The sequence below is a fragment of the Rhodoligotrophos defluvii genome (assembly GCF_005281615.1).
GTDB classification, from domain to species: Bacteria; Pseudomonadota; Alphaproteobacteria; order Rhizobiales; family Im1; genus Rhodoligotrophos; species Rhodoligotrophos defluvii.
Window position 1 is genome coordinate 622040 of record NZ_SZZM01000001.1, and the last position, 24887, is coordinate 646926.

24 protein-coding genes are annotated in these 24887 nt (G+C 64.4%); 15 read left to right on the forward strand and 9 right to left on the reverse strand.

The features are described from left to right. Window positions 1-6 precede the first annotated feature (6 nt). The 3 genes from pyrC to ruvX form a co-directional block, all read right to left on the reverse strand. The gene (gene pyrC / locus E4P09_RS02990) at window positions 7-1329 is read right to left on the reverse strand and encodes a dihydroorotase (RefSeq protein WP_137388078.1); all 1323 of its coding nucleotides are present in this window, start codon (window positions 1327-1329) and stop codon (window positions 7-9) included. Then, window positions 1326-2360, reverse strand: coding sequence for an aspartate carbamoyltransferase catalytic subunit (locus E4P09_RS02995; protein ID WP_137388079.1), 1035 nt, complete (start codon window positions 2358-2360; stop codon window positions 1326-1328). The genes pyrC and E4P09_RS02995 overlap by 4 nt, the downstream gene beginning before the upstream one ends. Window positions 2361-2425: 65 nt before the next feature. Next, window positions 2426-2929 carry a Holliday junction resolvase RuvX gene (gene ruvX, locus E4P09_RS03000; protein WP_137388080.1) on the reverse strand — a complete coding sequence of 168 codons (504 nt, stop codon included), beginning with the start codon at window positions 2927-2929 and terminating at the stop codon, window positions 2426-2428. A 139-nt stretch (window positions 2930-3068) separates the two neighbouring features. Here ruvX and E4P09_RS03005 point away from each other — a divergent pair, with 139 nt between their 5' ends. From E4P09_RS03005 to E4P09_RS03025, 5 genes are all read left to right on the forward strand, one after another. Then, window positions 3069-3761 (forward strand): metal-dependent hydrolase, encoded by a 693-nt coding sequence (locus E4P09_RS03005; protein ID WP_137388081.1) that lies wholly within the window; start codon window positions 3069-3071, stop codon window positions 3759-3761. A 14-nt stretch (window positions 3762-3775) separates the two neighbouring features. Beyond that, window positions 3776-4720, forward strand: a complete 945-nt coding sequence (locus E4P09_RS03010; protein ID WP_137388082.1) for a GNAT family N-acetyltransferase — start codon at window positions 3776-3778, stop codon at window positions 4718-4720. Between the two features lie 170 nt (window positions 4721-4890). Next, window positions 4891-5511 carry a helix-turn-helix domain-containing protein gene (locus E4P09_RS03015; RefSeq protein WP_170984199.1) on the forward strand — a complete coding sequence of 207 codons (621 nt, stop codon included), beginning with the start codon at window positions 4891-4893 and terminating at the stop codon, window positions 5509-5511. A 54-nt stretch (window positions 5512-5565) separates the two neighbouring features. Further along, window positions 5566-7029: a betaine-aldehyde dehydrogenase gene (betB, locus tag E4P09_RS03020; RefSeq protein WP_137388084.1), complete on the forward strand. Its 1464-nt coding sequence runs from the start codon at window positions 5566-5568 to the stop codon at window positions 7027-7029. 408 nt (window positions 7030-7437) lie between these two features. After that, on the forward strand, window positions 7438-8421 hold the full coding sequence (locus E4P09_RS03025; protein ID WP_170984200.1) for an HWE histidine kinase domain-containing protein: 984 nt from the start codon (window positions 7438-7440) through the stop codon (window positions 8419-8421). 32 nt (window positions 8422-8453) lie between these two features. Here E4P09_RS03025 and E4P09_RS03030 read toward each other — a convergent pair whose 3' ends face one another. From E4P09_RS03030 to E4P09_RS03045, 4 genes are all read right to left on the reverse strand, one after another. Then, window positions 8454-9857 carry a carbohydrate porin gene (locus E4P09_RS03030; RefSeq protein WP_137388086.1) on the reverse strand — a complete coding sequence of 468 codons (1404 nt, stop codon included), beginning with the start codon at window positions 9855-9857 and terminating at the stop codon, window positions 8454-8456. Between the two features lie 178 nt (window positions 9858-10035). Continuing rightward, entirely contained in the window at window positions 10036-11268 is a 1233-nt protein-coding gene (locus E4P09_RS03035) for a porin (protein WP_137388087.1), read from the reverse strand. A 299-nt stretch (window positions 11269-11567) separates the two neighbouring features. Further along, window positions 11568-12500 (reverse strand): alpha/beta fold hydrolase, encoded by a 933-nt coding sequence (locus E4P09_RS03040; RefSeq protein WP_239025004.1) that lies wholly within the window; start codon window positions 12498-12500, stop codon window positions 11568-11570. A gap of 13 nt (window positions 12501-12513) precedes the next feature. Then, a complete protein-coding gene (locus tag E4P09_RS03045) occupies window positions 12514-14697 on the reverse strand; it encodes a transglycosylase SLT domain-containing protein (RefSeq protein WP_137388088.1) in 2184 nt (727 codons plus the stop codon). A 251-nt stretch (window positions 14698-14948) separates the two neighbouring features. On the opposite strand from E4P09_RS03045, the gene dapA reads away from it, so the two are divergent. Together dapA and smpB are read left to right on the forward strand one after the other, a co-directional pair. Further along, entirely contained in the window at window positions 14949-15827 is an 879-nt protein-coding gene (dapA, locus tag E4P09_RS03050; protein WP_137388089.1) for a 4-hydroxy-tetrahydrodipicolinate synthase, read from the forward strand. A gap of 8 nt (window positions 15828-15835) precedes the next feature. Next, entirely contained in the window at window positions 15836-16315 is a 480-nt protein-coding gene (gene smpB / locus E4P09_RS03055; RefSeq protein ID WP_137388090.1) for an SsrA-binding protein SmpB, read from the forward strand. 3 nt (window positions 16316-16318) lie between these two features. Here the strand turns inward: smpB and E4P09_RS03060 are convergent, their stop codons facing one another. Further along, window positions 16319-16990 (reverse strand): uracil-DNA glycosylase, encoded by a 672-nt coding sequence (locus E4P09_RS03060; protein WP_137388091.1) that lies wholly within the window; start codon window positions 16988-16990, stop codon window positions 16319-16321. A gap of 8 nt (window positions 16991-16998) precedes the next feature. Further along, complete coding sequence (locus E4P09_RS03065) at window positions 16999-17604, reverse strand: LabA-like NYN domain-containing protein (RefSeq protein ID WP_137388092.1); 606 nt, start codon at window positions 17602-17604, stop codon at window positions 16999-17001. A 220-nt stretch (window positions 17605-17824) separates the two neighbouring features. Here E4P09_RS03065 and folK point away from each other — a divergent pair, with 220 nt between their 5' ends. The 8 genes from folK to rnc all read left to right on the forward strand — a co-directional run bounded on the left by folK (window position 17825) and on the right by rnc (window position 24886). Continuing rightward, window positions 17825-18337, forward strand: a complete 513-nt coding sequence (gene folK, locus E4P09_RS03070) for a 2-amino-4-hydroxy-6-hydroxymethyldihydropteridine diphosphokinase (protein WP_239025005.1) — start codon at window positions 17825-17827, stop codon at window positions 18335-18337. Between the two features lie 93 nt (window positions 18338-18430). Continuing rightward, on the forward strand, window positions 18431-19042 hold the full coding sequence (locus E4P09_RS03075; protein ID WP_239025006.1) for a L,D-transpeptidase: 612 nt from the start codon (window positions 18431-18433) through the stop codon (window positions 19040-19042). Window positions 19043-19253: 211 nt separating this feature from the next. Beyond that, entirely contained in the window at window positions 19254-19661 is a 408-nt protein-coding gene (gene rpoZ / locus E4P09_RS03080) for a DNA-directed RNA polymerase subunit omega (protein ID WP_137388094.1), read from the forward strand. Between the two features lie 177 nt (window positions 19662-19838). Then, window positions 19839-22040, forward strand: a complete 2202-nt coding sequence (locus E4P09_RS03085; protein ID WP_137388095.1) for a RelA/SpoT family protein — start codon at window positions 19839-19841, stop codon at window positions 22038-22040. 100 nt (window positions 22041-22140) lie between these two features. Then, window positions 22141-22764, forward strand: coding sequence for a DUF2062 domain-containing protein (locus tag E4P09_RS03090; protein WP_170984201.1), 624 nt, complete (start codon window positions 22141-22143; stop codon window positions 22762-22764). Further along, a complete protein-coding gene (gene acpS, locus E4P09_RS03095; protein WP_137388097.1) occupies window positions 22761-23186 on the forward strand; it encodes a holo-ACP synthase in 426 nt (141 codons plus the stop codon). Before E4P09_RS03090 ends, acpS begins: the two co-directional genes overlap by 4 nt. Before the next feature lie 162 nt (window positions 23187-23348). After that, complete coding sequence (lepB, locus tag E4P09_RS03100; RefSeq protein WP_137388098.1) at window positions 23349-24146, forward strand: signal peptidase I; 798 nt, start codon at window positions 23349-23351, stop codon at window positions 24144-24146. Continuing rightward, entirely contained in the window at window positions 24146-24886 is a 741-nt protein-coding gene (gene rnc, locus E4P09_RS03105; protein WP_137388099.1) for a ribonuclease III, read from the forward strand. Before lepB ends, rnc begins: the two co-directional genes overlap by 1 nt. Window position 24887 lies beyond the last annotated feature (1 nt).

The following is a 24887-nucleotide window of genomic DNA, read 5'->3' on the forward strand; positions in this document are numbered from 1 at the left end:
CTTGGCTCACGCCGTGCTGCGGGCGAAGACGAGGTGGCCTGCGACCACCGTCTGCACCACGCAGCCCTCCAGCACCCGGTGCTCGAAAGGCGAATTCTTCGACTTGGATTTGAGCGTCTCGGCCTCGACGCGCCAAGACTGGTGCGGCGCGACCAAGGCGAGGTCGGCGGGCGCGCCGGGGCGAAGGCTGCCGATGCCGAGCCGCAAGATACGGGCGGGCGCCGTGCTCAGCGCATCGATCAAGCGGGGCAGAGGCACAGCGCCGTCATGAACGAGCCCGAGCAGGGCCGGCAGCATGGTCTCAAGCCCGATGGCCCCGAATTCCGCCTCGCTGAACGGCAGCCGCTTGGTGTCGGGCTCCTGTGGATCATGGCTCGATACGATCACGTCGATTGTGCCGGCCGCAACGCCCGCCACCAGCGCCTGCCGGTCCGCTTCGGTGCGCAAGGGGGGCGCCAGCTTGAAGAAGGTGCGGTAGGCGCCGATGTCGTTCTCGTTCAGCACGAGATGATTGACGGAGACGCCGCAGGTGACAGGCAGCCCTCGCGCCTTGGCTTGGGCGATGAGCTCGACAGAGGCCGCGCAGGAGATCTGCGCCGCGTGATAGCGGGCGCCGGTGAGCTCGACCAGGCGCAGGTCGCGCTCCAGCATGATGACCTCGGCGGCGGTGGGAATGCCCGGCAGGCCCAGGCGGCTTGCGACCTCGCCCTCGTTCATCACGCCGCCGGCGGCGAGCTCCCGCTCCTCCACGTGCTGCACCACCAGCATGTCGAAATCGCGGGCATAGGAGAGGGCGCGGCGCAGCACCCGGGCGTTGGTGACACAGCGGTTGCCGTCCGTGACCGCCACGGCGCCGGCCTCCTGCAGCAGGCCGATCTCGGTCATCTGCTCGCCGGCCAGTTTCTTGGTCAGCGCCGCCATTGGCGCCACGCGAACGATGGCCGTGTCGCGCGCGCGCCGCAGAATGAAATCGACCAGGGCGGCATCGTCGATCACCGGGTCGGTGTTCGGCATGACAATGATGGTGGTGACCCCACCGGCCGCGGCGGCTTCGGAGGCGGAGGCGAGGGTCTCCCGGTGCTCGGCGCCGGGCTCGCCGGTGAACACGCGCATGTCCACCAAGCCCGGCACGAGGATGAGGCCGCTGGCGTCGATATGCGGAATGTCGCCGAGGCCGTCCGGCACGACCTCGGGCCCGCAGGCGGCGACCTGGCCGCCATCGACGAGAATGCCGCCTCTGCCCTGCATTCCAGCGGAGGGATCGACGATCTCGGCATTAACATAGGCGTAGGGGCCCTGGGCCGGTGGCAAGATGATCGCCGCGCTCATGGCTCAGGTCCGCCTTGCGTATAAGCGCCGATGGCCGGGTCGCGGCGTCCATGGAAGCCAGGCGGAGACGATGGCGGGGCGCTCGGCAGGTTGCGTGCCAGCGCATCGAGCACGGCCATGCGAACGGCGACCCCCATCTCCACCTGTTCGCGGATGACGCTTTGCACACCGTCGGCCACGGCGCTGTCGATCTCAACCCCGCGATTCATCGGGCCGGGATGCATGACCAGCGCATCCGGCTTGGCATGGGCGAGCTTGGCCGCGTCCAGGCCGAAATAGCGATAATATTCCCGCACCGACGGCACGAAGGCGCCGTTCATGCGCTCGAGCTGCAGGCGCAGCATCATCACGATATCGCAATCCTTGAGGCCGTCCTCCATGCGGGAAAAGACCTGCACGCCGAACCGCTCGATTGCGTAGGGCAAGAGCGACCGGGGCGCTATCACCCGCACGCTGGCGCCGAGCAGCTGCAGCAGCAGGATGTTGGAGCGGGCCACCCGGCTGTGCAGGATGTCGCCGCTGATCGCGACGGTAAGACCCTCGATATTGCCCTTGCGGCGGCGGATGGTCAGCGCGTCCAGCAGGGCCTGGGTGGGATGCTCATGGGCGCCGTCGCCGGCGTTGATGACGGCACAGCCTACCTTCTGCGCGAGCAGCTCGGCCGCCCCGGCGGAGGAGTGGCGCATCACCAGGAGGTCGGGATGCATGGCATTGAGGGTCACGGCCGTGTCCAGCAGGGTTTCGCCCTTGGACACGGACGAGCCCTTCACCGACATGTTCATCACGTCGGCACCGAGCCGCTTGCCCGCCAGCTCGAACGAGCTCTGGGTCCTGGTGGACGGCTCGAAGAACAGGTTGATCTGGGTGCGCCCGCGCAGGACGGACTGTTTCTTCTCACCCTGCCGATTGAGCTCCACATAGCTGTCGGCCAGGTCGAGCAGCTGCATGACTTCCGACGCCGATAAGCCATCGATGCCCAGCAGATGCGGCTGAGAGAGGATCGGCGCGGGTTGGACGGTGTCGGGACTCATTTAAAGTTGGTTCTATAGAACCGGCTTGTGCCTGCTTCAAGACGCTTGCATGAGAAATGCCGCGGCTAATTGCGTGGACGGCTATTGTCGGCAAAGAGCCGGAGTCGATCGAGCACGCCTTGCAGGATGTAGGCAGCCGCGAGCTTGTCGACGACCTCCGCCCGCCGGGCGCGGCTCGAATCCGCTTCAAGCAGCGTGCGGGTCACGGCGGCGGTGGACAGGCGCTCGTCCCACAGCAGGATGGGTAGCGGGGTGAGTTGCGCAAGATTGCGCATGAAGGCGCGTGTCGCCTGGGCGCGTGGCCCCTCGGTCCCGTTCATGTTGACCGGGAGCCCGAGCACGATGCCGCCCGCCGGCTCTTCGCTCAGGATGGCGAGCAAGCGCGCGGCGTCGTGGGTGAACTTGGTGCGCCGGATGGTTTCGCGCGGGCTGGCGATCGTGCGGGTTGCATCCGACATCGCCACGCCGATCGTCTTTGTGCCGAGATCAAGCCCCATCAGGCGCGCGCCCGGTTCAAGCAGGCGGCCGAACGCCTCTATGGTCAGATCACCCGCCGTTCTGCTGCTCATGGCACTCCGATAAGCTCATGGTTGAAAAGCCGGATGCTTCCGCTAGGTTGGCTTGGTCCTGGAGCGGAGCTGCCGTCGGGCCTTGCACGACCGTGCGGTTCCCGCTCTTCCTTGCCACAGAGATGATTGGGATCCGCACATGAAAATCACCTGGCTCGGGCATTCCGCTTTCCGTATCGAGACCGGATCGAGCGTTCTGCTGATCGATCCCTTCCTCGCGGCGTTCAATGGGGATGCGGCCCAGGCGACGCGAGGCACGACCCATATCGCCCTGACGCACGGCCATGACGACCACGTGGGCGATACCGTCTCCATTGCCAAGGCCAACAACGCGACCGTCATCGCAGTCTACGAGCTCGCCGTCTACCTCCAGAACAAGGGGGCGCCGGCGGCCGAATATGCCAATACGGGTGGCACGATCACCACGCCGGATTTCGATGTGACGTTCGTGCGGGCGGACCACTCCTCCTCCACCACCGGCAGCAACGGGGACACGATCTATCTCGGCAACCCCTGCGGCCTGGTGGTCACGACCCGCGAGGGCAAGACCATCTACCACATGGGCGATACCGACATCTTCAGCGACATGGCGCTGATCGCCGAGATCCACAAGCCCGACATCGGCATCGTCCCCATAGGCGACCGTTTCACCATGGGCCCCAAGGTGGCGGCGCTGGCCTGCACCAAGTTCTTCGATTTCTCCGTGATCCTGCCTGCGCACTACAAGACGTTCCCGCTATTGGTTCAATCACCTGATTCCTTCATTGAGGCGCTCGGGCCGCAAGGAAACAAGGTGAACGCCCTGGCGAGCGGCGAGAGCATCACGGTGTAGGGCGGTCCCACGTCATGAGCGAAGCGAGGGGAAGACGCAAGGGCGGCGGCGCGGGGCGCAAGGCCGATGCGATCACGGCCGCATCGTCCGATAGCGCTCCGGCCAAGGCCACGAAGCGGAAATCCCGTGAGGGCAAGGCTGAACCGGCCAAGGTCGGGGCGACCTCTCGTGCCGAGGCGGGCCAAAGAGCGGCTCGGCCTGCAGCAAATCGCAGGTCAGCCCCTGCCGAGCCTCGACGGGAGGCGGCCAAAGCCGAGCGCCACGAGCGGCCGGTCGGCCCGCGGGTTGATCCGCTGCCCCCCGGGCGGGCTCCGGACGGACGCATCCTGTTCGGGCGGACGGTGACGCTGGAGCCGATCGATGCGGTGCGGCACGGCGCGGCTTTGTTCGAGGCATCCCACGGCGGGGCAGATCCGGAGGGGGCCCTCTGGACGTACATGGGCTATGGCCCATGGCCGGGGCTTGCCGGCTTCCTCGGCTGGCTGACGGGGCAGATGCCCAGCACCGACCCGCGTTACTACGCCATCGTGCCGCGCAAGACGCGGAAGGCTGCCGGCATGGCGTCCTATCTCAATATCCGGCCCGAGGCGGGGGTGATCGAGATCGGCCATATCTGGCTCGCCCCCAGCTTGCAGAAGACACGGGAGGCCACCGAGGCGATCTTCCTGCTCATGCGCCATGCCTTCGAGGACCTAGGCTGCCGGAGGCTCGAATGGAAATGCGATGCGCTCAATGCCGCTTCGCGCGCCGCGGCGCGCCGCTTCGGCTTCACCTTCGAGGGCGTTTTCCGCAAGCATATGATCGTGAAGGGCCGCAGTCGCGATACCGCCTGGTTCTCCATCACCGATGATGAGTGGCCTGAGATCCGGAACGGCTTCACCCGCTGGCTCGCCGACGACAATTTCGACGGCGCCGGCCGGCAGAAGCAGCCGCTCTCGCGCATGATGCCACGCGACTAGGCCGACGCTTCAGTCCTAGCCCTGCCGTTCGCAATTCCAGACACGCTCCGCAGCCAGAGGCCGTGGAGTCGTAAGCATATTGCTGTTTTTCCAAAGAAAGCGCATACACTTGGCGCAATGATCTGAATTGTTCGATATGTAGAACACCGTGATCCTGAGGAATGCGACCGATGTCAACGCGCCGACGCCGCATGGGCGGCGAGCATGCGGAAAATGAAATTGCGCCGGCTCTGGGAAAGACCATTCAGCGGCTGCGCAAAGCCTACAACATGTCGCTGGGGGAGCTCTCGGAGCAGTCCGGGGTGGCGAAGTCGATCATCTCGCAGATCGAGCGCAACGAGACGAACCCGACCATCGGCACGGTCTGGCGCCTGTCGCGGGCGCTGGACATCACACTGGATGAAGCGCTGAAGGCGGACAGCCGGGAGAATTTCCTCCAGCACCAGACCCGGGCGGGCATCCCCATGCTCACCAGCGAGGACGGTCTGTGCACGCTCTATATTATCGGCGCGCTCGGGCTGGTCGAAGTGTTTCAAGTCTATGATTTCCATGCCAAGCCCGGCGGCGTGCTCGAATCGGAGCCCCATCAGGCCGGATCGGAGGAGCACCTCTCTGTCCTGTCGGGGATGCTATCGGTGACGGTCGACGGCGAGACGCGCGAGATCAAGACGGGCGAGACCCTGCGCTACCGGGGCGACCGTGCCCATCGGATCCAGAACACCGGTGATGATGACGCCCATGCCACGATGGTGGTCGTGCTGCGGCCGCCGGTGCCGGAGGAAAGGCGGTAGGATCCGCGGCGGGGCCGGCCGGGAGCCCCATGGCACTTTACGGGAGCAGCGCCTATGCCAATCCTGTCCGATATCAAGAACTATATCGGCGGCCGCTATGTCGATTCGGCGGGAACGGAGCGGTTCGAGACACGCAATCCGGCAACGGGCGAGGTGCTGGCGATTGTCGAGCAGGCCGTTGCTTCTGACCTCGGGGCGGCTTTGCAGTCCGCTCGCGCCGGATTTTCAACTTGGCGGCAGAAGACGGGCGCGGAGCGGGGCCGCATCCTGCGCCGAGCTGCCGACATTCTGAGGGCGCGCAATGAGGAGCTGGCCCGGCTCGAAGTGCTCGATACCGGCAAGCCTTGGCAGGAGGCCATCGCCGTAGACGTTTTGTCCGGCGCCGATTGCCTGGACTATTTCGGGGGCATTGCCGCAGCCATTCATGGCGACCACTTCCAGCTCGGGTCCAACTTCGCCTATACGAGGCGGGAGCCGCTCGGCGTGTGCGCCGGCATCGGTGCCTGGAACTATCCGCTGCAGATCGCGTGCTGGAAAGCGGCGCCGGCCCTGGCCTGCGGCAATGCGATGCTCTTCAAGCCGGCCGAGCTCACGCCGATCACCGCCGCCAAGCTGGCGGAGATCTTCACGGAGGCCGGCCTTCCAGACGGGGTGTTCAACGTCGTGCAGGGGGATGCCCGGGTTGGCCGCTGGCTCACCACCTCACCGGGCATCGCCAAGGTCTCCCTGACCGGTGAGGTAGGCACGGGAAAGGCGGTGATGGCGGCCGCGGCGGATACCCTCAAGCATGTCACGCTCGAGCTCGGCGGCAAATCGCCGATCATCGTGTTCGACGATGCCGATCTGGACGCGGCGGTCTCCGGCGCGATCCTCGGGAATTTCTATACCCAGGGGGAGATCTGCTCCAACGGCACCCGCGTCTTCGTGCAGCGCCCGGTGCTCGATGAATTCTTGGACCGGCTTGCCAGGCGGGCCGAGCGGATCCGAATCGGGGACCCAATGGATCCGGAGACCCAGATGGGCGCCCTGATCTCGGAAGAGCATGGCCAGAGGGTGATGGCCTATATCGAGGCCGGTACACGCGAGGGCGCGCGCCTTGTCTGTGGCGGCCGGCGCGCCTCCGTGCAAGGCTGCGAATGCGGCTGGTTCATCGAACCTACCGTGTTCGCCGACTGCCGGGACGACATGACCATCGTGCGCGAGGAAATCTTCGGGCCGGTGATGACCGTTCTTGCCTTCGAGGGCGAAGAGGAGGTGATCGCGCGCGCCAACGATACAATCTTCGGACTGTCTGCCGGCGTGTTCACCCGGGACCTGAGCCGCGGGCACCGGGTCATCGCCGCGCTCGACGCCGGAACCTGCTGGATCAACACCTATAACGTGACCCCGATCGAGATCCCGTTCGGCGGCTTCAAGCAGTCCGGCATCGGCCGGGAGAATTCCTTGGCCGCGATCGAGCATTACACCCAGCTCAAGACCGTCTATGTGGAGACAGGCAAGCTCGCTGCGCCCTACTGAGCACGCTCATGCAGGGCCGCGTTGACGTTGCGGAACATTTGCTTGACCGCGGCGTTCTCCCGGCATGATGACCGACCGAGACAACCATTCAGAGCAAGAGAGCACGCCGGTCCTTACGCCCAATGAGGCCCGGCAGGCCGAACCGCGGCACAATGTCAGGATTGTGCTGTTTACCGCTTTGATACTAATCGTTGTTTGTTTCTCGATATTGTACTTCTCATATCAGTGAGGACAGGTGATCCCGCTGCATCTCCGGGAAGGAAAGACCAGCCGTCGCGGCACAGTATCGAGAGAGATTCGGCGGATGCTGCCTGTACGTTCCTACCCCGTGACGCTTCGACGATGAACCAGGAAGAGCAGATTCAACACCTGGTTACCGCTGTCGAATGCGCGAGGATGTCGGTGTTCGTGCAGGACCGACATCTCCGCTATGTCTGGGTGATCAATCCGCCACTTGGCCTGGAGGCATCCGCCATTCTCGGCCGCACCGACGAAGAGCTGTTCAACAAGTCCACGGTCGCCCAGCTCGAGCCGATCAAGCACAAGGTGATGCTGACCGGCCGCAGGCGGCGGGATGACATCTTCGTCGACCTGCCGTCGGGTGAGCGCCGTTGGTACACGATCTGTGTGGATCCGTTCCGAAGCGCGGACGGGAAAGTGGTCGGCGTGAGCGGGTCATGGACCGACGTGACCGAGCAGCGGCGGCTAGACGAGCGGGTGCTGATGCTCATGCGCGAGGTGGCGCATCGGTCGAAGAACATGCTGTCTATCGTGCAGGGGCTGGCCAACCAGACCGCGAAAACGAGCGCGAATGTCCGCGATTTCGTGGGCAAGTTCACGGGCCGGCTGCTGTCGCTCGGGCATGCTCAGGATCTGCTTACGGCAACCGATTGGAAGGGGGCGTCGATCGCCGAGCTGGTCAAGGTCCAGCTCGGGCCCTATCTCGACGCTTACGGCAGCCGGATCCATACGCGGGGCCGACGGCTGATGCTCAAATCCAATGCCGCCCAGTATCTCGGCCTGGCTCTGCATGAACTCGTCACCAATGCGGTCAAGCATGGAACGTTGTCCGAGCCTGGAGGGCACGTGTCGGTGGCCTGGCGCCTGGCGACCTCAAAGCGGGACGGCGAACTCTATTTCGTACTGGTGTGGAGCGAACGCGGCCGGGAAAAGCCGGTTTCCGACTGGCAAGGGGATGCCGGCGGATTCGGCCGGACGATGCTGACCAAGATCGCGCCGCAGGCGGTCCAGGGGGAAGCATCGATCCGGTTTCGGCCGGAAGGCATCATCTACCGGCTGACCGCGCCTCTCGAAGAGATCGTGGTCAATGGATGGGCCTACTACAAGGGCACCCAGCCGAAGTCAGGCAATCCACCGGAGACACCGGGCTGAGCGCGCCCCGCGGCCCCGCGCCGGGCGCGGGCTTAGAAGAAGAACCACGCGCCGAACTGGCCGCGCACATTGTCGTCACGCCTTATTCTGCCGGCATCCGCAATGTGGTGGTATTCGCGTTCGCCATAGATGATTTCCCAGCCGAGGTGCAGCTCGTTGACGGGCTTCCAGATGATATTGCCATGGAAGCTCATGACCTCGCGGACGATCTCGCCGGAGCCCACGCCGCCTCTCAGAATGCCGCCCTTGATGTCTTCGCGGTCCGCTACGACCATGCCCCAGCCGAAGTTGAAGCTGGTGGTTTCGGTGAGCGGCACGCCAACGCCCGCGAAGAGACCGAGCGCCGATATGAGAGAGATGTGGCCGGTGTCCTGGTGGACCCAATAGGCAGGTCCGTTGCCGGCGATGTAGTTGCCGGCGCCGTTGCCGTAGATGACGCTGGTTGAGAAGGTGGCGTAATCGGCAAGATTGATCGTGGCGGCGCCCTGGATCACCCAGCCCAGCGCGTCGTCGCTGCGGATGGCGCCACGGCGCCGGGTGGTCTCAAAGTAGCGGGTTGCGCCGGAGACGAGGAACTTGTGCCCGCCGGCCGCGTCGTATTGCCAGCGCGCGGCAAAATCGGCCATGACGTCGTTGTGGCCGAACCCGTTGAGCCAGTCGCCTTCCCCCGTCGGATCTTCCGCCGAGATGGCAAAGACGTGGGGGCCGTCCCGATAGGTCAATCTGACCTGGCCCACGCGGCTCGTGCCGATCAGGCCTGCGGGGCCGAAGAAGTCCACAGTGGTTATGCCTGTGATGAGCGACATGAAATTGCGCCAGGTCTGGCCAGCACCGAACGTCCAGTTCGGCGTCATGTCCCATTCTCCCCAGGCATGCCGCAACCGGAAGTCGGTATTGCCATATGCGCCGCCACTGAAGAAGTCGCCCTCGATCAATGTGCGAATCTGGCCGATTTCCGTGTCCGACTTCGATTGGATGCGGAAGCGCGATTGGCGGGCGTGCAGCCGGAGATGTCTGTGATGCCGCCGGAAATCCAGGTCGCTGTAAGCGAAATAGTCGCCGACGTCTCGCTTGAAGTCGTAGATGAAGTCACCCTTCACATAGCCGGATATGGTGACCTCGTGGACTGGAACAGGAAAGTCTGCGCTTGGGGTGACAGCGATCGTGAAGCCCCGCGCGGTCGGTATCGATTCGCCGGCACGGTCGACGGTCCAATCCGAGGCGGTATCAGTTCCACGATAATAGGTAATCAGGCCCGCTCCCTCGGGAACGGCTGCTGCGCGGGGCGCTGTCGCCTCCAGCTCGGCTATTCGGTTCTCGAGCGCGGCGAGCTCAGCCTTGAGCGCGGAAAGCTCATCGGCTTGGCCGATAGCGGTCATGGTGCACAACGCGGCGCCGGCGAGCGCCATAGTCCTGACCCTGTGCTCTACGTCCATCTGCTATCCTCCGCGTTGTTTTCCCCGACGCACCCTTCGGGCGTATTATTCGGTGAACACAACTTATGCGAGAATAAGACAGATGGGAGGATTTTTTAACGGAAATTAGCGTAAATTCCTCGCTTCCTTTGCCCACGTGCTTGGAAAGCCACAACTGTGGCGGTCGCGATATGGGCTGCTAAAAGAAGAACCAAGCCCCGAACTGACCGCGGAGATCGCTGGCCTTGAGATGTCGAGGCGGCGGAGGCGGATCGATCAGCGGATCGCCAGCCGCCCAGTATTTCCTTTGAGCCCACATCACTTCCCACCCCAGGCGGATCTGCTCAATCGGCTCCCAGATGAAGTTCGCATGCAGGCTCTTCGTTTCGCTGGTAAAGGTGCCGTCAGCTGGGTCATCGCCACCAAGGTTGTAGTCGACAGCCCTCTGCAAGGCCGAGGCCTTTGGCTTCGCATAACCGGCTCCGACATTGATGCTGGTCGTGTCGGAGAGGTAGACGCGGGCGCCCGCGAAGAAACCCCAAGCGGGAAGGACGTGGGCTTTGCCGGTGTCTTCGAACCAAGCGGCTGCAGTGCCGCCCATGAGATAGGAGCCAAGGCCCGTGCCGTAGGTCACCGCGGCCGACAGAACGGCGAGATCGCCAAGATTGAGGCTGGCTCCGGCATGGACGCCCCACCCGAGCGCGTGATCCTTTTCCGGCATGTCTGCCGGGGAGGAGAAGTAGCGGCCGAGGCCCGAGACATAAAAGGCTGACCCGCCCGGCACCTTGTATTCTACCCGTCCGGCCAGATCGGGCACCCTATCCGCGATAAGGTTGACGCTTGAATTCTCGGCCGAGATGGCGAATTCGAGCGGGCCGGATCTGTGGGTCAAACGGACCTGCGGGGCGAAGGGTTTGCTGGCCAGTCCAGCCGGCCCGTTCTCGTCAACTGTGATAAAGCCGGAAACCGGCGGGACGAAATTTCGCCAATACTGGCCCGCGCCAAAGATGGCGCCATTGACCGGCTCCCACTCGCCCCAGGCATGGCGTAGGCGAAGCGCGGGATCGCTCGAGGTTCCGCCGAAGAAATCCCCTTCGATCATCGCGCGGAAATAGCCGATGTCCGTATCCGACCGCGCCTGCACGCGCAGCCTCGACTGCCGGGCGTGCACTCTGGTGTGCTTGAGCCGATAGTCGTCCGCGAAGAGTTTTTCGAATTGGAATATGTCGCCCAGATCGTGCCTGGTGTCGTAGATCACGTCGCCTTTCACATAACCTGACAAGATGATCTCGGCGACGTGTTCGTCGGCAGGCAAATCCGCGGCGGGCTTCACCATTGTCGTGCCGGTCCGTTCTTGCTGGGAAGGTGTCAGACCGAAATAGCGCGCGGAGGGGATCGTGCTGGCATTCCGCTTCAACAGCCAGTTGGGCACGTAACGGCTCCAGCCAGAAGCGGCACTTGCATTCTCCTCCTGGACGGGTGACGAAGAGCCCGGAGAGGAAAGGCCGATGTCGTCGGCACCACTCGGTGTGGAGATTGCGACTAACGCGACGCACGAAAGAGCATTGCGGAGCAACAACCGGCTACCCATTGAAATCACCTCGTGTGGACCAACAACTGATTAAAAATCGCGAAACAGGTAAATATGCACGCTTAGATTGTATCGGTTATAGGAAAATAACCATAATAGTTGGTAAACAGCTGCAGATGCTGTCGCAGAAAGCCGGTTTGTCAGCTGAGAAACGCGCTGACGGCAGCTAAAGCCGCAGGCTCGTCGAGAAAGGGCGCATGTCCGCGCCCGGGGATGGTCAGCGACTGCACAGTGGGCCGCCGGGCCGTCATGCGGCGCAAGGTGAGGGGGGACAGGAGGTCCGAATGCTCGCCCCGCAGCACCAGAACGGGGCGCGCGGCCAAGAGTTTGAACGGCGCCCACAAGGTCGGCAGTGGGACGACGCCGGAGACCGCGGCCTTCAGCAGCGACTCGTCGGGCAAGGCATGGGCCAGCGCCGGATCATAGTCGAGGACTGGGTATCCGCCTTGGTCCCGGTAGATCCGCTCGGCAAAGGCTGCCCAATCCGCAGGCCCAAATCCGGAGATCTCGGGGTGTGCGCGGGCAAGATCGGCGATCGCCGTGCTCCAGTCCTGGGCCGGCTGCCGCCCGACATAGGATTTTATGCGCAAAAGGCCTTGCGCCTCGATCACGGGGCCGATGTCGTTCAGCACGCAGCGGCGGATGAGGCCAGGGCTGGCGGCCGCCGCCAGCATCGCGATGATCCCGCCGCGCGAGGTGCCGACCAGGTCAACCACGCCGATCCTCAGAAGCGTGAGAAGCTGGATGGTGTCCTGCAACTCGACCTGAGGCGTGTAAAGCCGCCAGTCACCGTAATCAGAGCGGCCGCGACCGCGGTAATCCGGCACGATGACGCGCCGGCCGCTTTCGGCGAGCACAAGGGCCAGAGCGTGGAAGTCCTTGGCGTTGCGCGTGAGACCGGCGAGGCACAGCACGGGTGGCGCACTTGCCTGCTCCGGTCCGTAATCGCGGGCAACGAGCTTCAGGCCGTCGGCGCTGCGGTAGGTGACCAGGCGCCAGGGCAGGGCATTCATGCCCGAGGCATCCACGCCCGAGGCATCCACGCCCGAGGCATTTTTGCCCGAGGCATCCATGCCGCCCTCCTCATCACCGGCAGGTGATCAGGCTGGCGATGGATGTTATGTTGTTGCACTCCGCTGCGGCTGGGGCAACGCTTTCCTCCGGCTGTTCGGGTGCGCCGACGGCGGTCGTCACCGGCGCGGTCGTCGAGGCTGTCATCGGCACGGCTCCGCCGCGCGAGATCTCGGCGATCATGCCGCGCATTTCCCGTGGCGCCAGGCGCGAGCGATAGACCATCACGTTCGCCATGATCTTCTGCACGTATTCCCGCGTCTCCTGGAAGGGGATCGCTTCGACCCAGTCGATGGGATCGATTTCGCCTTTGCGCGGATCGCCGAAACGGGCGTTCCATTCGCTTACCCGGCGCGGGCCCGCATTATAGGCCACCAGGGTCATGATGTACGATCCACCGAACCCTTCCACCAAGTCGCTCAAATGGGCTGTGCCGAGCGTCAGGCTGTAGACAGGATCGGTGAGCTTGCTCGGCTGGAAACTCTGCTTGTGCTGGCGGGCAACCATCTGCGCCGTGCCCGGCATGATCTGCATCAGGCCCCGGGCGCCGGCGCCGCTTACCGCGACCGGGTTGAACTCGCTTTCCTGGCGGATGACCGCGTACATCAGGGCAGGGTCGACCGGCGTCGTGATCGGCTTGATCCTGGGGATGGCGTTCACGGGATAAGCGAAGCCGCCGAGATCATAGCCCTTGCGGTGCGCCAGGCGCGCGGTGCGCAACGCCAGATGAGGCGATTTCAGTCGCCAGGCAATGGTGGCAATTGCCGCGGCCTCCTCGTGGCTTTTGGCATTGCTCGTCGCGGCGCTGAAGAACTGGGGCAGCAGGCTGTTATACCCTGCATTGGCCAAGAGCTGCGCGGCAGCCATGAGGTCGTTGGACCGGCTCACCCTGGCGATCGTGCTGTCGGAGACTTCCGGTGCGCCGCCGACTGGCAGCGGCTGGGCGCCGTGTCCCAAGCGATCGCGAGCGAGAAGGCCGTAATAGGTATAGTGGTGCCGCGCGGCCGCGGCGAAATGGGCCTGGGCGCCGCCCTGATCGCCGAGGGCCAGCTTGGTGCGGCCGAGCCAATATTCCGCCTGGGCGATGCGCTCGTCATACTTGGCGCTGCGGCGCAGCTGTTCGAAATGCGGCAAGGCCTGGCGCGGGTTCTTCAGGTAGCGCAAGGAGATCCAGCCGGCGAGGAACTCGCCTTCCTGCAGTCCGGAGCCCTCCTCATGCCCGTGGGACCGCACCAGCTTGTAGGCTTCGGCCCAGGCCTGCGGCGAATTGGGCGTCAGGGCGTAGCGCGCGAGCAGACGCTTCTCGACCCACCAGGCATAGGGGGCATCCAGCTCACCGGGCTTGGGATTGACGGTTACCGCAATCTGGCGCGCCTTCTCCTCCTGGCCGGCCCGGCGATAATAGCGCACCAGCGGGTACAGGGCGACGGGCTGGCTACGCAGGCTGGCCGGCAGGCTGCTCAGCAGCTTGAGGCCGGCTGGCGAGCCGTCGAACAGTGCCTTGGCGGCCTGCACGAGCCGAACGTGATCGCTGGAGATGCGGGCGGCGGTGCGCGCCGCAGCCGCCGGCTCCTGCTCGTAGATCTGGCGGACAAGCCGGCGCCGATGGTCGCTGTCGGTGATGAGCGCACCGAACTCAGCAAGCACCTTCTTCTCGCCATCGGCGGAGAAATCGGTTTCGCGCCAGGCCTTGCCCGCCCAGCGCTGCGCTTCGCTCCGGTTGCCCTCGGCGAGGTAGAGGCGGGCGAGCGCCAGCATCCCGGCGAAACTTACCGGCTGGGCCCGGGAGAAGTGGGCGCGCAGCACTGAAGCGGGCGGTGGCCGGTCATAGAACGCCCGTTCGAGACGGCGCAGAATGAGATCGCGCTGGGGCCAGTGCGGGTTTTCAGCCAGGAACGCCATGATGCGTTCGTGCCCCACATCGGGCGATCCGCTCTGCACGAACAGCCACTCGACCACCTTCCGCTCCACGGGGCTCGACAACTGCCGGGCGAGCGCCTGGCCCTCCACATGCTTGCCGGCGAGCGTGCGGCTCACCGCCGTCGCAAAGGTGCCGGTGGACTGCGCCATGGACGGCGCAGTCCAAGCGGGTGTCAGAATCAGCGCAAGGGCAAGGCTCGCCGCGATGACCCCTTGCGAGGCCTTGCGCCGCCCCGTCGCACGGTGGGGTGTGGTGCCGCCATTGACCGACATGCTCATGAGTGACGAGTTTGAACCAACTTCCTGCACGTTACGAGCCTAAACCTACAGTGGTAAGCCACGATTAATGAGTTATGACTATGATCGAAACATATTGCTCGATCCTTACACGTTCACATCAGATATGAAACCGGGAACAGCGCAGGCTCACCCCGGTTCGGCTTGCTGGTCCTGGTTGGAAGCACTATTGTCGCCCGCACGCAAGGAAAGCCATGGCGTACACGCATTGGAAAGGCCCGGGAGAATAAAGGATGTTCAAGGGTTCGATCACGGCTTTGATCACCCCGCTGCGCGACGGCGCGGTCGACGAGAAGGCATTTCAGGATTTCGTCGACTGGCAGATCAAAGAGGGCACCCATGGCGTCGTCCCGGTCGGCACCACGGGCGAGTCGCCCACTCTCGATCACAACGAACACGAACGCGTGATCGCGCTGGCGGTTGAGGCCGCAGCCGGCCGGGTGCCGGTCATCGCCGGCACCGGCTCGAACAGCACGGACGAGGCGATCTCGCTCACCCGCTTTGCCCAGGAGGCCAAGGCCGATGCGGCCCTGGTGGTGGTGCCCTATTACAACAAGCCGACCCAGGAGGGTCTCTACCAACATTTCCGGGCGGTGGCCTCGGCGGTCGACATCCCGATCCTGGTCTACAATGTGCCCGGCCGGACGGTTGCAAATATCTCGGTGGAGACACTGGCCAGGCTGGCCCGGGATGTTCCCAATGTCGTCGGGGTCAAGGATGCGACATCGGACGTGACCCGCGCCACCCGGCAGAGGATCGAGATCGGCACCGACTTCATTCAGCTCTCGGGCGAGGATGCCAGCACTCTCGGGTTCATGGCCCATGGCGGTCATGGCGCCATTTCGGTGACCGCCAACGTCGCGCCGCGGCTTTGCGCCGAATTCCAGGAGGCCTGCATGGCGGGCGATTTCATCAAGGCGCGCTCGTTGCACGATCGGCTCATGCCGCTTCATATAGCGCTGTTCGTCGAGACCAGCCCGGCACCGGTGAAATTCGCGGCGAGCCTGCTTGGCCGGGCCACGCCGGAGCTGCGCCTGCCCCTGGTGGCACCGACCGAGACCACGCGCCGGCAGGTCGAAGATGCCATGCGGCATGCCGGCCTGATCAACTGATCGCGACCATGCCTCATCCGAGCACCCAGAAGGGCGGGCGGCTGGTGGTTGCCGACAACCGCCGCGCCCGCTTCGATTACGAGATCATGGAGACCTTCGAGGCGGGCCTTGCCTTGCAGGGCACCGAGGTGAAATCCTTGCGCGAGGGCAAGGCGGGGCTCGGGGAGTCCTATGCAGCGGTCGAAGGCGACGAGCTCAAGCTGATCAACGCCTATATTCCGGAATACGGGCAGGGCAACCGCTTCAACCACGAGCCGCGGCGCCCGCGCAAGCTGCTGATGCACCGGCGGCAGATCGACCGCCTGGCGGGGGCGATTCAGAGAGAGGGCCTCACGGTCGTTCCCCTACGCATCTATTTCAATGAGCGCGGTCTGGCCAAGGCAGAGGTGGCGCTCGCCCGCGGCCGCAAGGCGCATGACAAGCGCGAGCATCTCAAGGAACGGTCGTGGGAGCGGGAGAAGGCTCGTCTCTTGCGTCATCACGGGTGAGGTCTATCGCGCATTCTCTCCAGATCTGACGTGCGCGGCGGCGGCGCCGATCACCTCGGCGAACATCTCGGGCGTGAGGCGATAGGTCTGAGTGTTGTAGCGCGAGCAGTGATAGGTGTCGAAGAGGGTCACCGTGCCGAGCTCGTGCACCGCACCATGGGCGAAGCGGTAGGCGGAGCGCTTGAGGCCCAAGGCCAAGAGCACGGCGTCATGGGCGATGCGGCCCAGGGCAACGATTGCCCGTATCCGGGGCTGGGCGGCGAGGGTTGCCGCGAGGAAGCGGTTGCAGGTGTTTATCTCGAGCGGCGTCGGCTTGTTCTCGGGGGGCACGCAGCGCACGGCGTTGGCGATGAGGCAATCCCTGAGCATGAGCCCGTCGTCAGGCCGCGCTGCGTAATGTCCCTCGGCGAGGCCGAAGCGCAGCAGGGTCGAATAGAGCAGCTCGCCGGCATAGTCGCCGGTGAAGGGGCGTCCGGTGCGGTTGGCGCCGCGCAGGCCGGGTGCGAGGCCGGCGATCAGCAGCCGTCCTTGTGGATCGCCGAAATTGGCGACCGGTGCGTTGTGCCAGTCCGGATACTGGCTGCGGGCCGCTTCGCGAAAGGCGACCAGCCGCGGGCAAAACGGGCAGTCGCGCGGAGGCTCCGCGACCGAGGGCGTGAGATTGGCTGAGGTCATCTCGGCGCTTAGATATCGGCGAAGTCCTCGAAATCGTCGTCGCGCGCCGCATAGGGCTCGTCGCGCTTGGACGGCTCGCGCTCGCTCGGCTCACGCCCGATCTCGCCGCGCAGGTCCATCAGGTCGATGAACTGGTCGGCTTGCCGGCGCAGATCATCCGAAACCATCGGCGGCTTGGTGGCCAGGGTCGATACCACGCTGACCTTCAGCCCGCGCCGCTGCACCGCCTCGACCAGGCTGCGGAAATCCCCGTCACCGGAGAACAAGATCACGTGATCGAGATTGGCCGACATCTCCATGACATCGACTGCCAGCTCGATATCCATGTTTCCCTTGATCTTGCGGCGGCCGAAAGAATCCGTGAATTCCCGCGTCGGTTTGGTCACCACCGAATAGCCGTTGTAATCGAGCCAGTCGATCAGCGGCCGAATGGGCGAGTATTCCGTGTCGTCTACCAGGGCCGTGTAGTAGATCGCGCGAACAAGGCGCCCTTTGTTCCGGAAGAGGCTGAGCAGGCGCTTGTAGTCGATGTCGAACCCAAGCGCCTTTGCTGTGGCATACAGGTTTGCGCCGTCAATAAAAAGGGCGGTCCTTTCGCCCGGATAAAAGAACATGGGGTCTCCTGAATTCAGAGCAACAGGCCACCACTACTGAAATCGAGAAGGCGCGCGGCCCGTTCCGCTAGCCGCCTCGCCGAGCACGATCTTGGTGGTTTATTCCTCAAGACCTGTTCGATCAAAGCCGTTATAAGCGACTTCTCCCTATTGTAACAGCGTTCAATAACACTGCAGCCGACTAATGGACCTTTTCTGCGCACCCCGGATTTTCGTTGGTTTGGGAAGCAATCTCCAGGGACCTTGGGGCCCGCCGGCTGCCACCTTGCAGGAGGCCTTACGCAGACTGGCCGATTTCGGCGTCGTTCTGGTGGATTGCTCGACGATCGTGTCGACCACGCCCTATGGCAGGACCGACCAGCCGGTCTTCGCCAATGCGGTGGCGGCGGTCGAGACCCATCTGCCGCCATCGGCGCTGCTGAAGCGCCTGCACATGATCGAGGCCCTGGCCGGGCGCCGCCGTGCCGAGCGGTGGGGGCCGCGGGCGCTCGACCTCGACCTCCTGTGCTACGAGACCGTGGTGACCCGCGGCATCAGCCGTCAGGAATGGCGCAGCGGCCGGCGCCATCCGCTCGTCCTGCCTCATCCCGAGCTTCATCTGCGGCCCTTCGTGCTGGAGCCGATCCGGGAGATTGCGCCTTTCTGGCACCACCCGGTGCTGGGGCTGACGGCAGCCCAGCTTAGCCAGCGCCTGCCGGGCAGCCGGGAGGGCAGGGTGCTCGGCCGCGCCTGAAGCGCTGCTCCTCATACGGTCCAGTCTTTGGCCTACAGCAGGGCTTAAGAATATCGTAAGCCTCATTCTGTCTGATGGCGGCGGGGATTATGAATGAATCGTAAGATGAGCCAAGCCATGGGCAAGACCTTTGCGACCGGGCGGCACCTTTTGCTGCTGACTGCATTGCCGCTCGCGGGGATCTATCTCGCGCTGGCGCCAGCCAACGCACAAACGCGCTACAATTTCTCGGCCGCCATTCCGGAGACGCCCGCCTATAACTCGACATATGAGGGAAAGCGCATCCAGGCCTATCACGGTCCACACGAGCCGGGCACGATTGTAGTGCGCACGTCAGAACGCAAGCTTTACTACGTTTTGCCTGATGGCAGGGCGATGGTCTATGGGATCGGCGTCGGCCGGCAGGGCTTCACCTGGAAGGGCAGGCACCGGGTGACCCGCAAGGCCGAATGGCCGGACTGGCGTCCGCCCGCCGCCATGCGCAAGCGGCAGCCGGGGCTTCCCGTACACATGCCCGGCGGGCCCAACAACCCGCTGGGGGCGAGGGCGCTCTACATCGGCAATACGCTCTACAGGATCCACGGGACGAGCCAGCCCTCGACCATCGGCCGGGCGGTCTCCAGCGGTTGCATCAGGATGCTGAACGAGGAGGTCATCGACCTCTATAACCGGGTTCAGGTCGGAACCAGGGTGGTGGTCGAGTAAGATCCGGCCGGCCGGAGTGACCGCTCACTTCGCCGGCGGCCTTGCCTTTCGCGGCAATCGGCCATAAATAGAGCCTTGATCCGGACTTAGGGCGCGGCAATCCATCGCTGGTTCGGGTTTGCGCCCTATCTCTTCGTTCAAGCGCATGATTGCCCCGCTGCTTCGGCAGCTTGGTTCGGCGACGTGCCAGACCAGATGAGGAGCGAGCCGCATGGCGCGCGTCACCGTAGAAGATTGCATTCAGAAGGTTCCGAACCGTTTCGAGCTGGTCCTCTTGGCAGGCCACCGGGCGCGCTCGATCGCGCAGGGCTCGCCGCTGACGGTGGACCGGGACAATGACAAGAACCCCGTGGTCGCACTGCGCGAGATTGCGGACGGCACGGTGGACAAGGACGATCTCTCCGAGGATCTCATCCACTCCATGCAGAAATACGTGGAGGTCGACGAGCCCGAGCCCGAGACCGTTCCGCAGATCGCACTGCCGGCCAACCCCGCCAAGTTCTCCGATACGGACGAGGACGACGTGGTATTCGACCGGATGAGCGAGGAAGACTTGCTGCGCGGCCTCGAGGGCCTGCCGCCGGCCGAAAGCCCCGGCAGCTCGCGCTCGGGCCTCTGAGCCGGAGGTGGGGCACGTCTCCGTCGCCTCTTCAGGTGGCCGGAGCGGGGCTGTTTACCTAAAAGACCTGACATGGACCGGGGTGTCGGCGCAAGGCCCGCTCCGGTCTTTTCCTTTTAACGGTTGTGCCGCAGGATCATTGACCGTCACATCCGTTAGCCAGAGTCCTAAGCGGCGATGATGCGCCAGTACGAGCTCGTCGAGCGGGTTCAGAGCTATAATCCCGATGCCGACGAAGCGCTGCTGAACAAGGCCTATGTCTACGCCATGCGTGCCCATGGCGCGCAAAAGCGTGCGTCCGGCGCGCCCTATTTTTCCCACCCCCTCGAAGTTGCCGCGATTCTGACCGAGCTGAAGCTCGATGATGCGACCATCGCCTCGGCACTGCTGCACGACGTGGTGGAGGACACTGGAACCACCGAGAAGGAGATCGAGGAGATCTTCGGCCCGGAGATCGCCGCGCTGGTGGATGGCCTCACCAAGATCAAGAAGCTCGACCTTGCCACCAAGGAGGCCGCGCAGGCGGAGAATCTGCGCAAGCTGCTGGTGGCGATCTCCCAGGACATCCGCGTGCTGCTGGTGAAGCTCGCCGACCGGCTGCACAATATGCGCACCATCGAGCACATGAGCCCGGACAAGCGGGTTCGCATCGCGCAGGAAACCATGGATATCTATGCGCCGCTCGCCGGCCGCATGGGCATGCAGCAGATGCGCGAGGAGCTCGACGACATAGCCTTCAGAGTGCTCAATCCAGACGCGCACAGCACGATCACCGCGCGCCTCCAACGGCTGCGGGTGGAAAGCGGCAACATTCTCGACGAGATCGAGGAGGCGCTGCGGCAGAAGCTGGCGGATCACGCCATCCAGGCCAAGGTGACGGGGCGCGAGAAGCGACCCTATGCCATCTGGCGGAAGATGGAGCGCAAGCACATCTCGCTGGACCAGCTCTCCGATATCTATGGCTTCCGCGTGATCGTCGACACGGTTGACCAGTGCTACCGGGCGCTCGGCATCGTGCACCAGACCTGGCGGGCGGTGCCGGGGCGGTTCAAGGATTATATCTCGAACCCCAAGCAGAACGGCTACCGCTCCATCCACACCACCGTCATCGGCCCGCACCGGCAGCGGGTCGAGCTGCAGGTGCGCACGCAGGACATGCATGAGGTGGCAGAGCGCGGCGTTGCCTCGCATGCTCTCTACAAGGACCTGGGCAGCGGCGAAGGCGTGCGGCCGGGCGCAGTGCCGCTGGAGCGGGATTCGAGCGCCTATCAGTGGCTTCGGCATCTCGTGGAGATGCTGTCGGAGGGGGCGAGCCCGAAGGAGTTCCTGGAGCATACCAAGCTCGAGCTGTTCCAGGACCAGGTCTATTGCTTCACCCCCAAGGGGGCCCTCATCGCCCTCCCGAGGGGGGCGACACCCATCGACTTCGCCTATGCGGTGCATACGGAGATCGGCGACAGCTGTGTCGGCTGCCGCATCAACGGCCGGCACGCGCCGCTGATCACCGAGCTGGAGAATGGCGACGAAGTGGACATCATCCGCTCGAAGGTGCAGACGCCGCCGGCCGCGTGGGAAGCCTTCGCGGTGACCGGCAAGGCGCGCGCGGCCATCCGTCGCGCCACCAAGCTCGCGATCCGGCGTCAATATGCCGATCTCGGACGCGAGATGCTGGAGCGCACCCTCAAGCAGCACAGCCACAGCTTCGACGAGGCGGAAATCGAGGCAGCCTTGCCCAGGCTGGGCCTCAAGAACCAGACGGTCGCGGATGTGCTGGCCGCCATTGGGCGCGGCGAGATCCCGCGCGAGGACCTGTTGAAGGCCATGCGCATCACCGAGGGCCAGCAGAGCGGCACGGCCGGAGGCCGGCTCAAGGGGCTTGCGCGGGCGATCGGCCTGCCCAAGGTGCTGAACCGGCAACAGCCGCAGGTCGATGCCATTCCCATCCGCGGATCATCGGGCCTGCCCCTCAAATTCGCAGCCGACCTCGGCGCGGTGCCGGGCGAACGGATCGTCGGCATCCTCGCGCCGGGGGAGGGCATCACGGTCTATCCGATCTTCGCCAAGGCGCTGAAGAACTTCGACGATGAGCCCGAGCGCTGGATCGATCTCGCCTGGGACGTGGAGCCGGGCTCGACCCAGCTCTTCCCGGTCGTGATCAGTGTGATGATCATCAACGAGGTCGGCGCGCTCGCGCAGGTGACACAGGCCATCGGCGAGAATGACGGCAATATTCTGAACCTGCAGATGAACGCCCAGGGCCCCGGCTTCTATGACCTCAAGGTCTTGCTTGAGGTAACCGACATAAAGCATCTCAACCGGATCATGGCGGCGTTGAAACGCAGGCCGCTCGTCAGCAGCGTGAGCCGCGCAACGGGCTAACGGCAACTTGCGGTCTCGGTTCGCATTTTGCATTCGTCGAGCCAAGGCTTGCGGCCATATGATGGCGCGGCCAAATCAAGGGATACCAGACAGGACTCGTATGCTTTTCGGAAGGCGAGAGAGGGCAAGGCTGCGGCACAGGCTGCGGGATTGGGTCTGGCCCAGGAGCGGGTGGCGGCGTGCCCTGACTTATCTCTGGTATCGCATCGTCCGGATTTCGGGAACGCCGCACCGGATCGCGGTGGGAATCGCCAGCGGTGTGTTCGTTTCGTTCACGCCGTTCATTGGCCTGCACTTCCTGCTTGCTGCTCTGATCGCGCTCGCCTTGAAAGGGAACGTGTTGGCCTCGGCCATCGGTACGGTGGTCGGCAACCCGCTAACCTTCCCGCTGATCTGGATGACGTCCTACAATATCGGCATGAAGCTGCTTGGCCGGACACCGAGCAAGGCGGTGGCCGACACCTCGCCACCAGATCTTTCGGTGATGTTGCTCGAGCCTTCCGATCACGCCTGGGGCAGGCTGTGGGCCGTGCTTGAACCGATGCTGCTGCCGATGACGATTGGCGGCGCCTTGCTCGGGTTGGTTTTCGCCGCCATCAGTTACTATATTGCGCGCATTGGCATCGAGGCCTACCAGTCCCGTCGCAACGCGGGACGGATGCCGGCGCGCGATCAAGGGCGGCCGTTGATGCCGAACGGCGAGATGGATGACAGGCGGCCATGATCCTCGGTATCGGCAATGACGTGATCGACATCCGGCGGGTGGAGAAATCGCTCGAACGGTTCGGCGATCGCTTCACCAACCGGATTTTCACCGAGATCGAACGGCGCAAGTCGGACCGGCGGGCGGCGCGTGCGGCCTCCTACGCCAAACGGTTCGCGGCGAAGGAGGCCTGCTCCAAGGCACTCGGCACCGGCTTCCGGAAAGGGGTCTACTGGCGCGACCTGGGCGTGGTCAACGAGCCCTCCGGCCGGCCGACCATGGTGCTGACGGGGAATGCCCGCGCGCATCTCGAAGGCATGACACCGCCGGGCTGCCGCGCCGTCATCCACCTGACCATCACCGACGATTACCCCTACGCCCACGCCTTCGTGATCATCACTGCAGAGCCTATGGCCGCCGGCCATGCGCTTGCGGCGGAATAAGGCAGCTCCATCGTGGCGGCGGTGCAACAAGCCGTGAACGGTCTTTTCCCGTGCCCGGAAGCCGTTTGCTTAACGGATGGCGAGGGTTTATAGGGAAACCATGGATCCCGATGACGCGGCGTCGATCATGCGCGCCTGTGAGTACGATTTGAAGCGGCAGATATGACGTCGATGACAGAGCACACAGAAAAGAAAGCTGCCGGCGGCGCTTGGGAAGTGATCCGCGTCGTTATCCATGCTCTCATCATCGCCTTCGTCATCCGCACCTTTCTGTTTCAGCCCTTCAATATTCCTTCGGGATCCATGATCCCGACACTGCTGGTGGGCGACTACCTGTTCGTGTCCAAGTTCGCCTACGGCTATAGCCGCTATTCCTTCACCTTCTCTCTCGACCTGTTCGGCAACCGCGTGTTCAAGATCGGTCCGCTTCCGTTCAACGGCCGCGTCCTGGCGAGCCAGCCGGAGCGCGGTGACGTGGCGGTGTTCAAGCTGCCCACCGACAACGAGACGGACTACATCAAGCGCGTGATCGGCCTACCCGGCGACCATATCCAGGTGCAGGGCGGGGTGCTTTACATCAATGGCGAGCCAGTGAAGCGCGAGCCGGCCGGCACCATCATGCAGCCCGATGCCTATGGCACGGAGCGGCCGGTGCGGCGCTACAAGGAGACGCTACCCAACGGGGTGAGCTACTACACGCTGGACCTCTACGACAATTCACCGGGCGACAATACCCGCGACTACCTGGTGCCGCCGGGCCACTATTTCATGATGGGCGACAACCGGGACAATTCGACTGACAGCCGCTTTCTCGGCCAGGTGGGCTATGTGCCCTTCGAGAATTTCGTGGGCAAGGCGGAGATCATCTTCTTCTCCCATGAACCGGATGCGTCCCTGCTGGCGGTGTGGGACTGGCCCTGGGTGATCCGCTGGGACCGGTTCTTCACGCTGCTCAATTGATGGGCGGAGCGCGTTCACAGCCCAGCAAGATCGACAAGCTCGTCGAGCGGATCGGGTACCGGTTCCGCTCAACCGATCTGCTCGAACGCGCCCTTACCCATGCAAGCTTCGCGGTTACCCATCGTAAGAAGCCCCCGGCCGGGTTTGCCACCGGCGCCAATTCAGATAACGAGCGGCTGGAGTTTCTGGGCGACCGGGTGCTGGGGCTGGTGGTGGCCGAGGAGTTGCTGCGGCGGTTTCCCGACAGCGCCGAGGGCGAGCTCGCGCCGCGGTTCAATGCACTGGTGCGCAAGGAGACCTGCGCCGAGGTGGCGCGCAGCATCGAGCTCGGCCGCTTCCTGCGGCTTGGCAGCGGCGAGGCCGCGGCCGGCGGCCGCAGCAAGACGGCCATTCTCGGCAATGCCTGCGAGGCGGTGATCGCGGCCATCTATCTCGACGGGGGGATCGGAGCGGCGCGCTCGTTCATTCTGGAGCGATGGCAGCCCCATTTCGATGGTATCGGCGCCATGCACAAGGACTCCAAGAGCGCCCTGCAGGAGTGGGCGCAAGGCCGCGGCCTGCCGCCGCCCGTCTACCGGGAAAAGGCGCGCAGCGGGCCAGACCACGCCCCGCTGTTCAAGATCGAGGTGGCGATCGAAGGCTATCCGGCGCAGGAGGGGGAGGGAACCTCGAAGCGGGCCGCCGAGCAAGCTGCCGCGGATGCCTTCATGGTCCGGGAGGTCGCGAGCGACAGATCGTGAG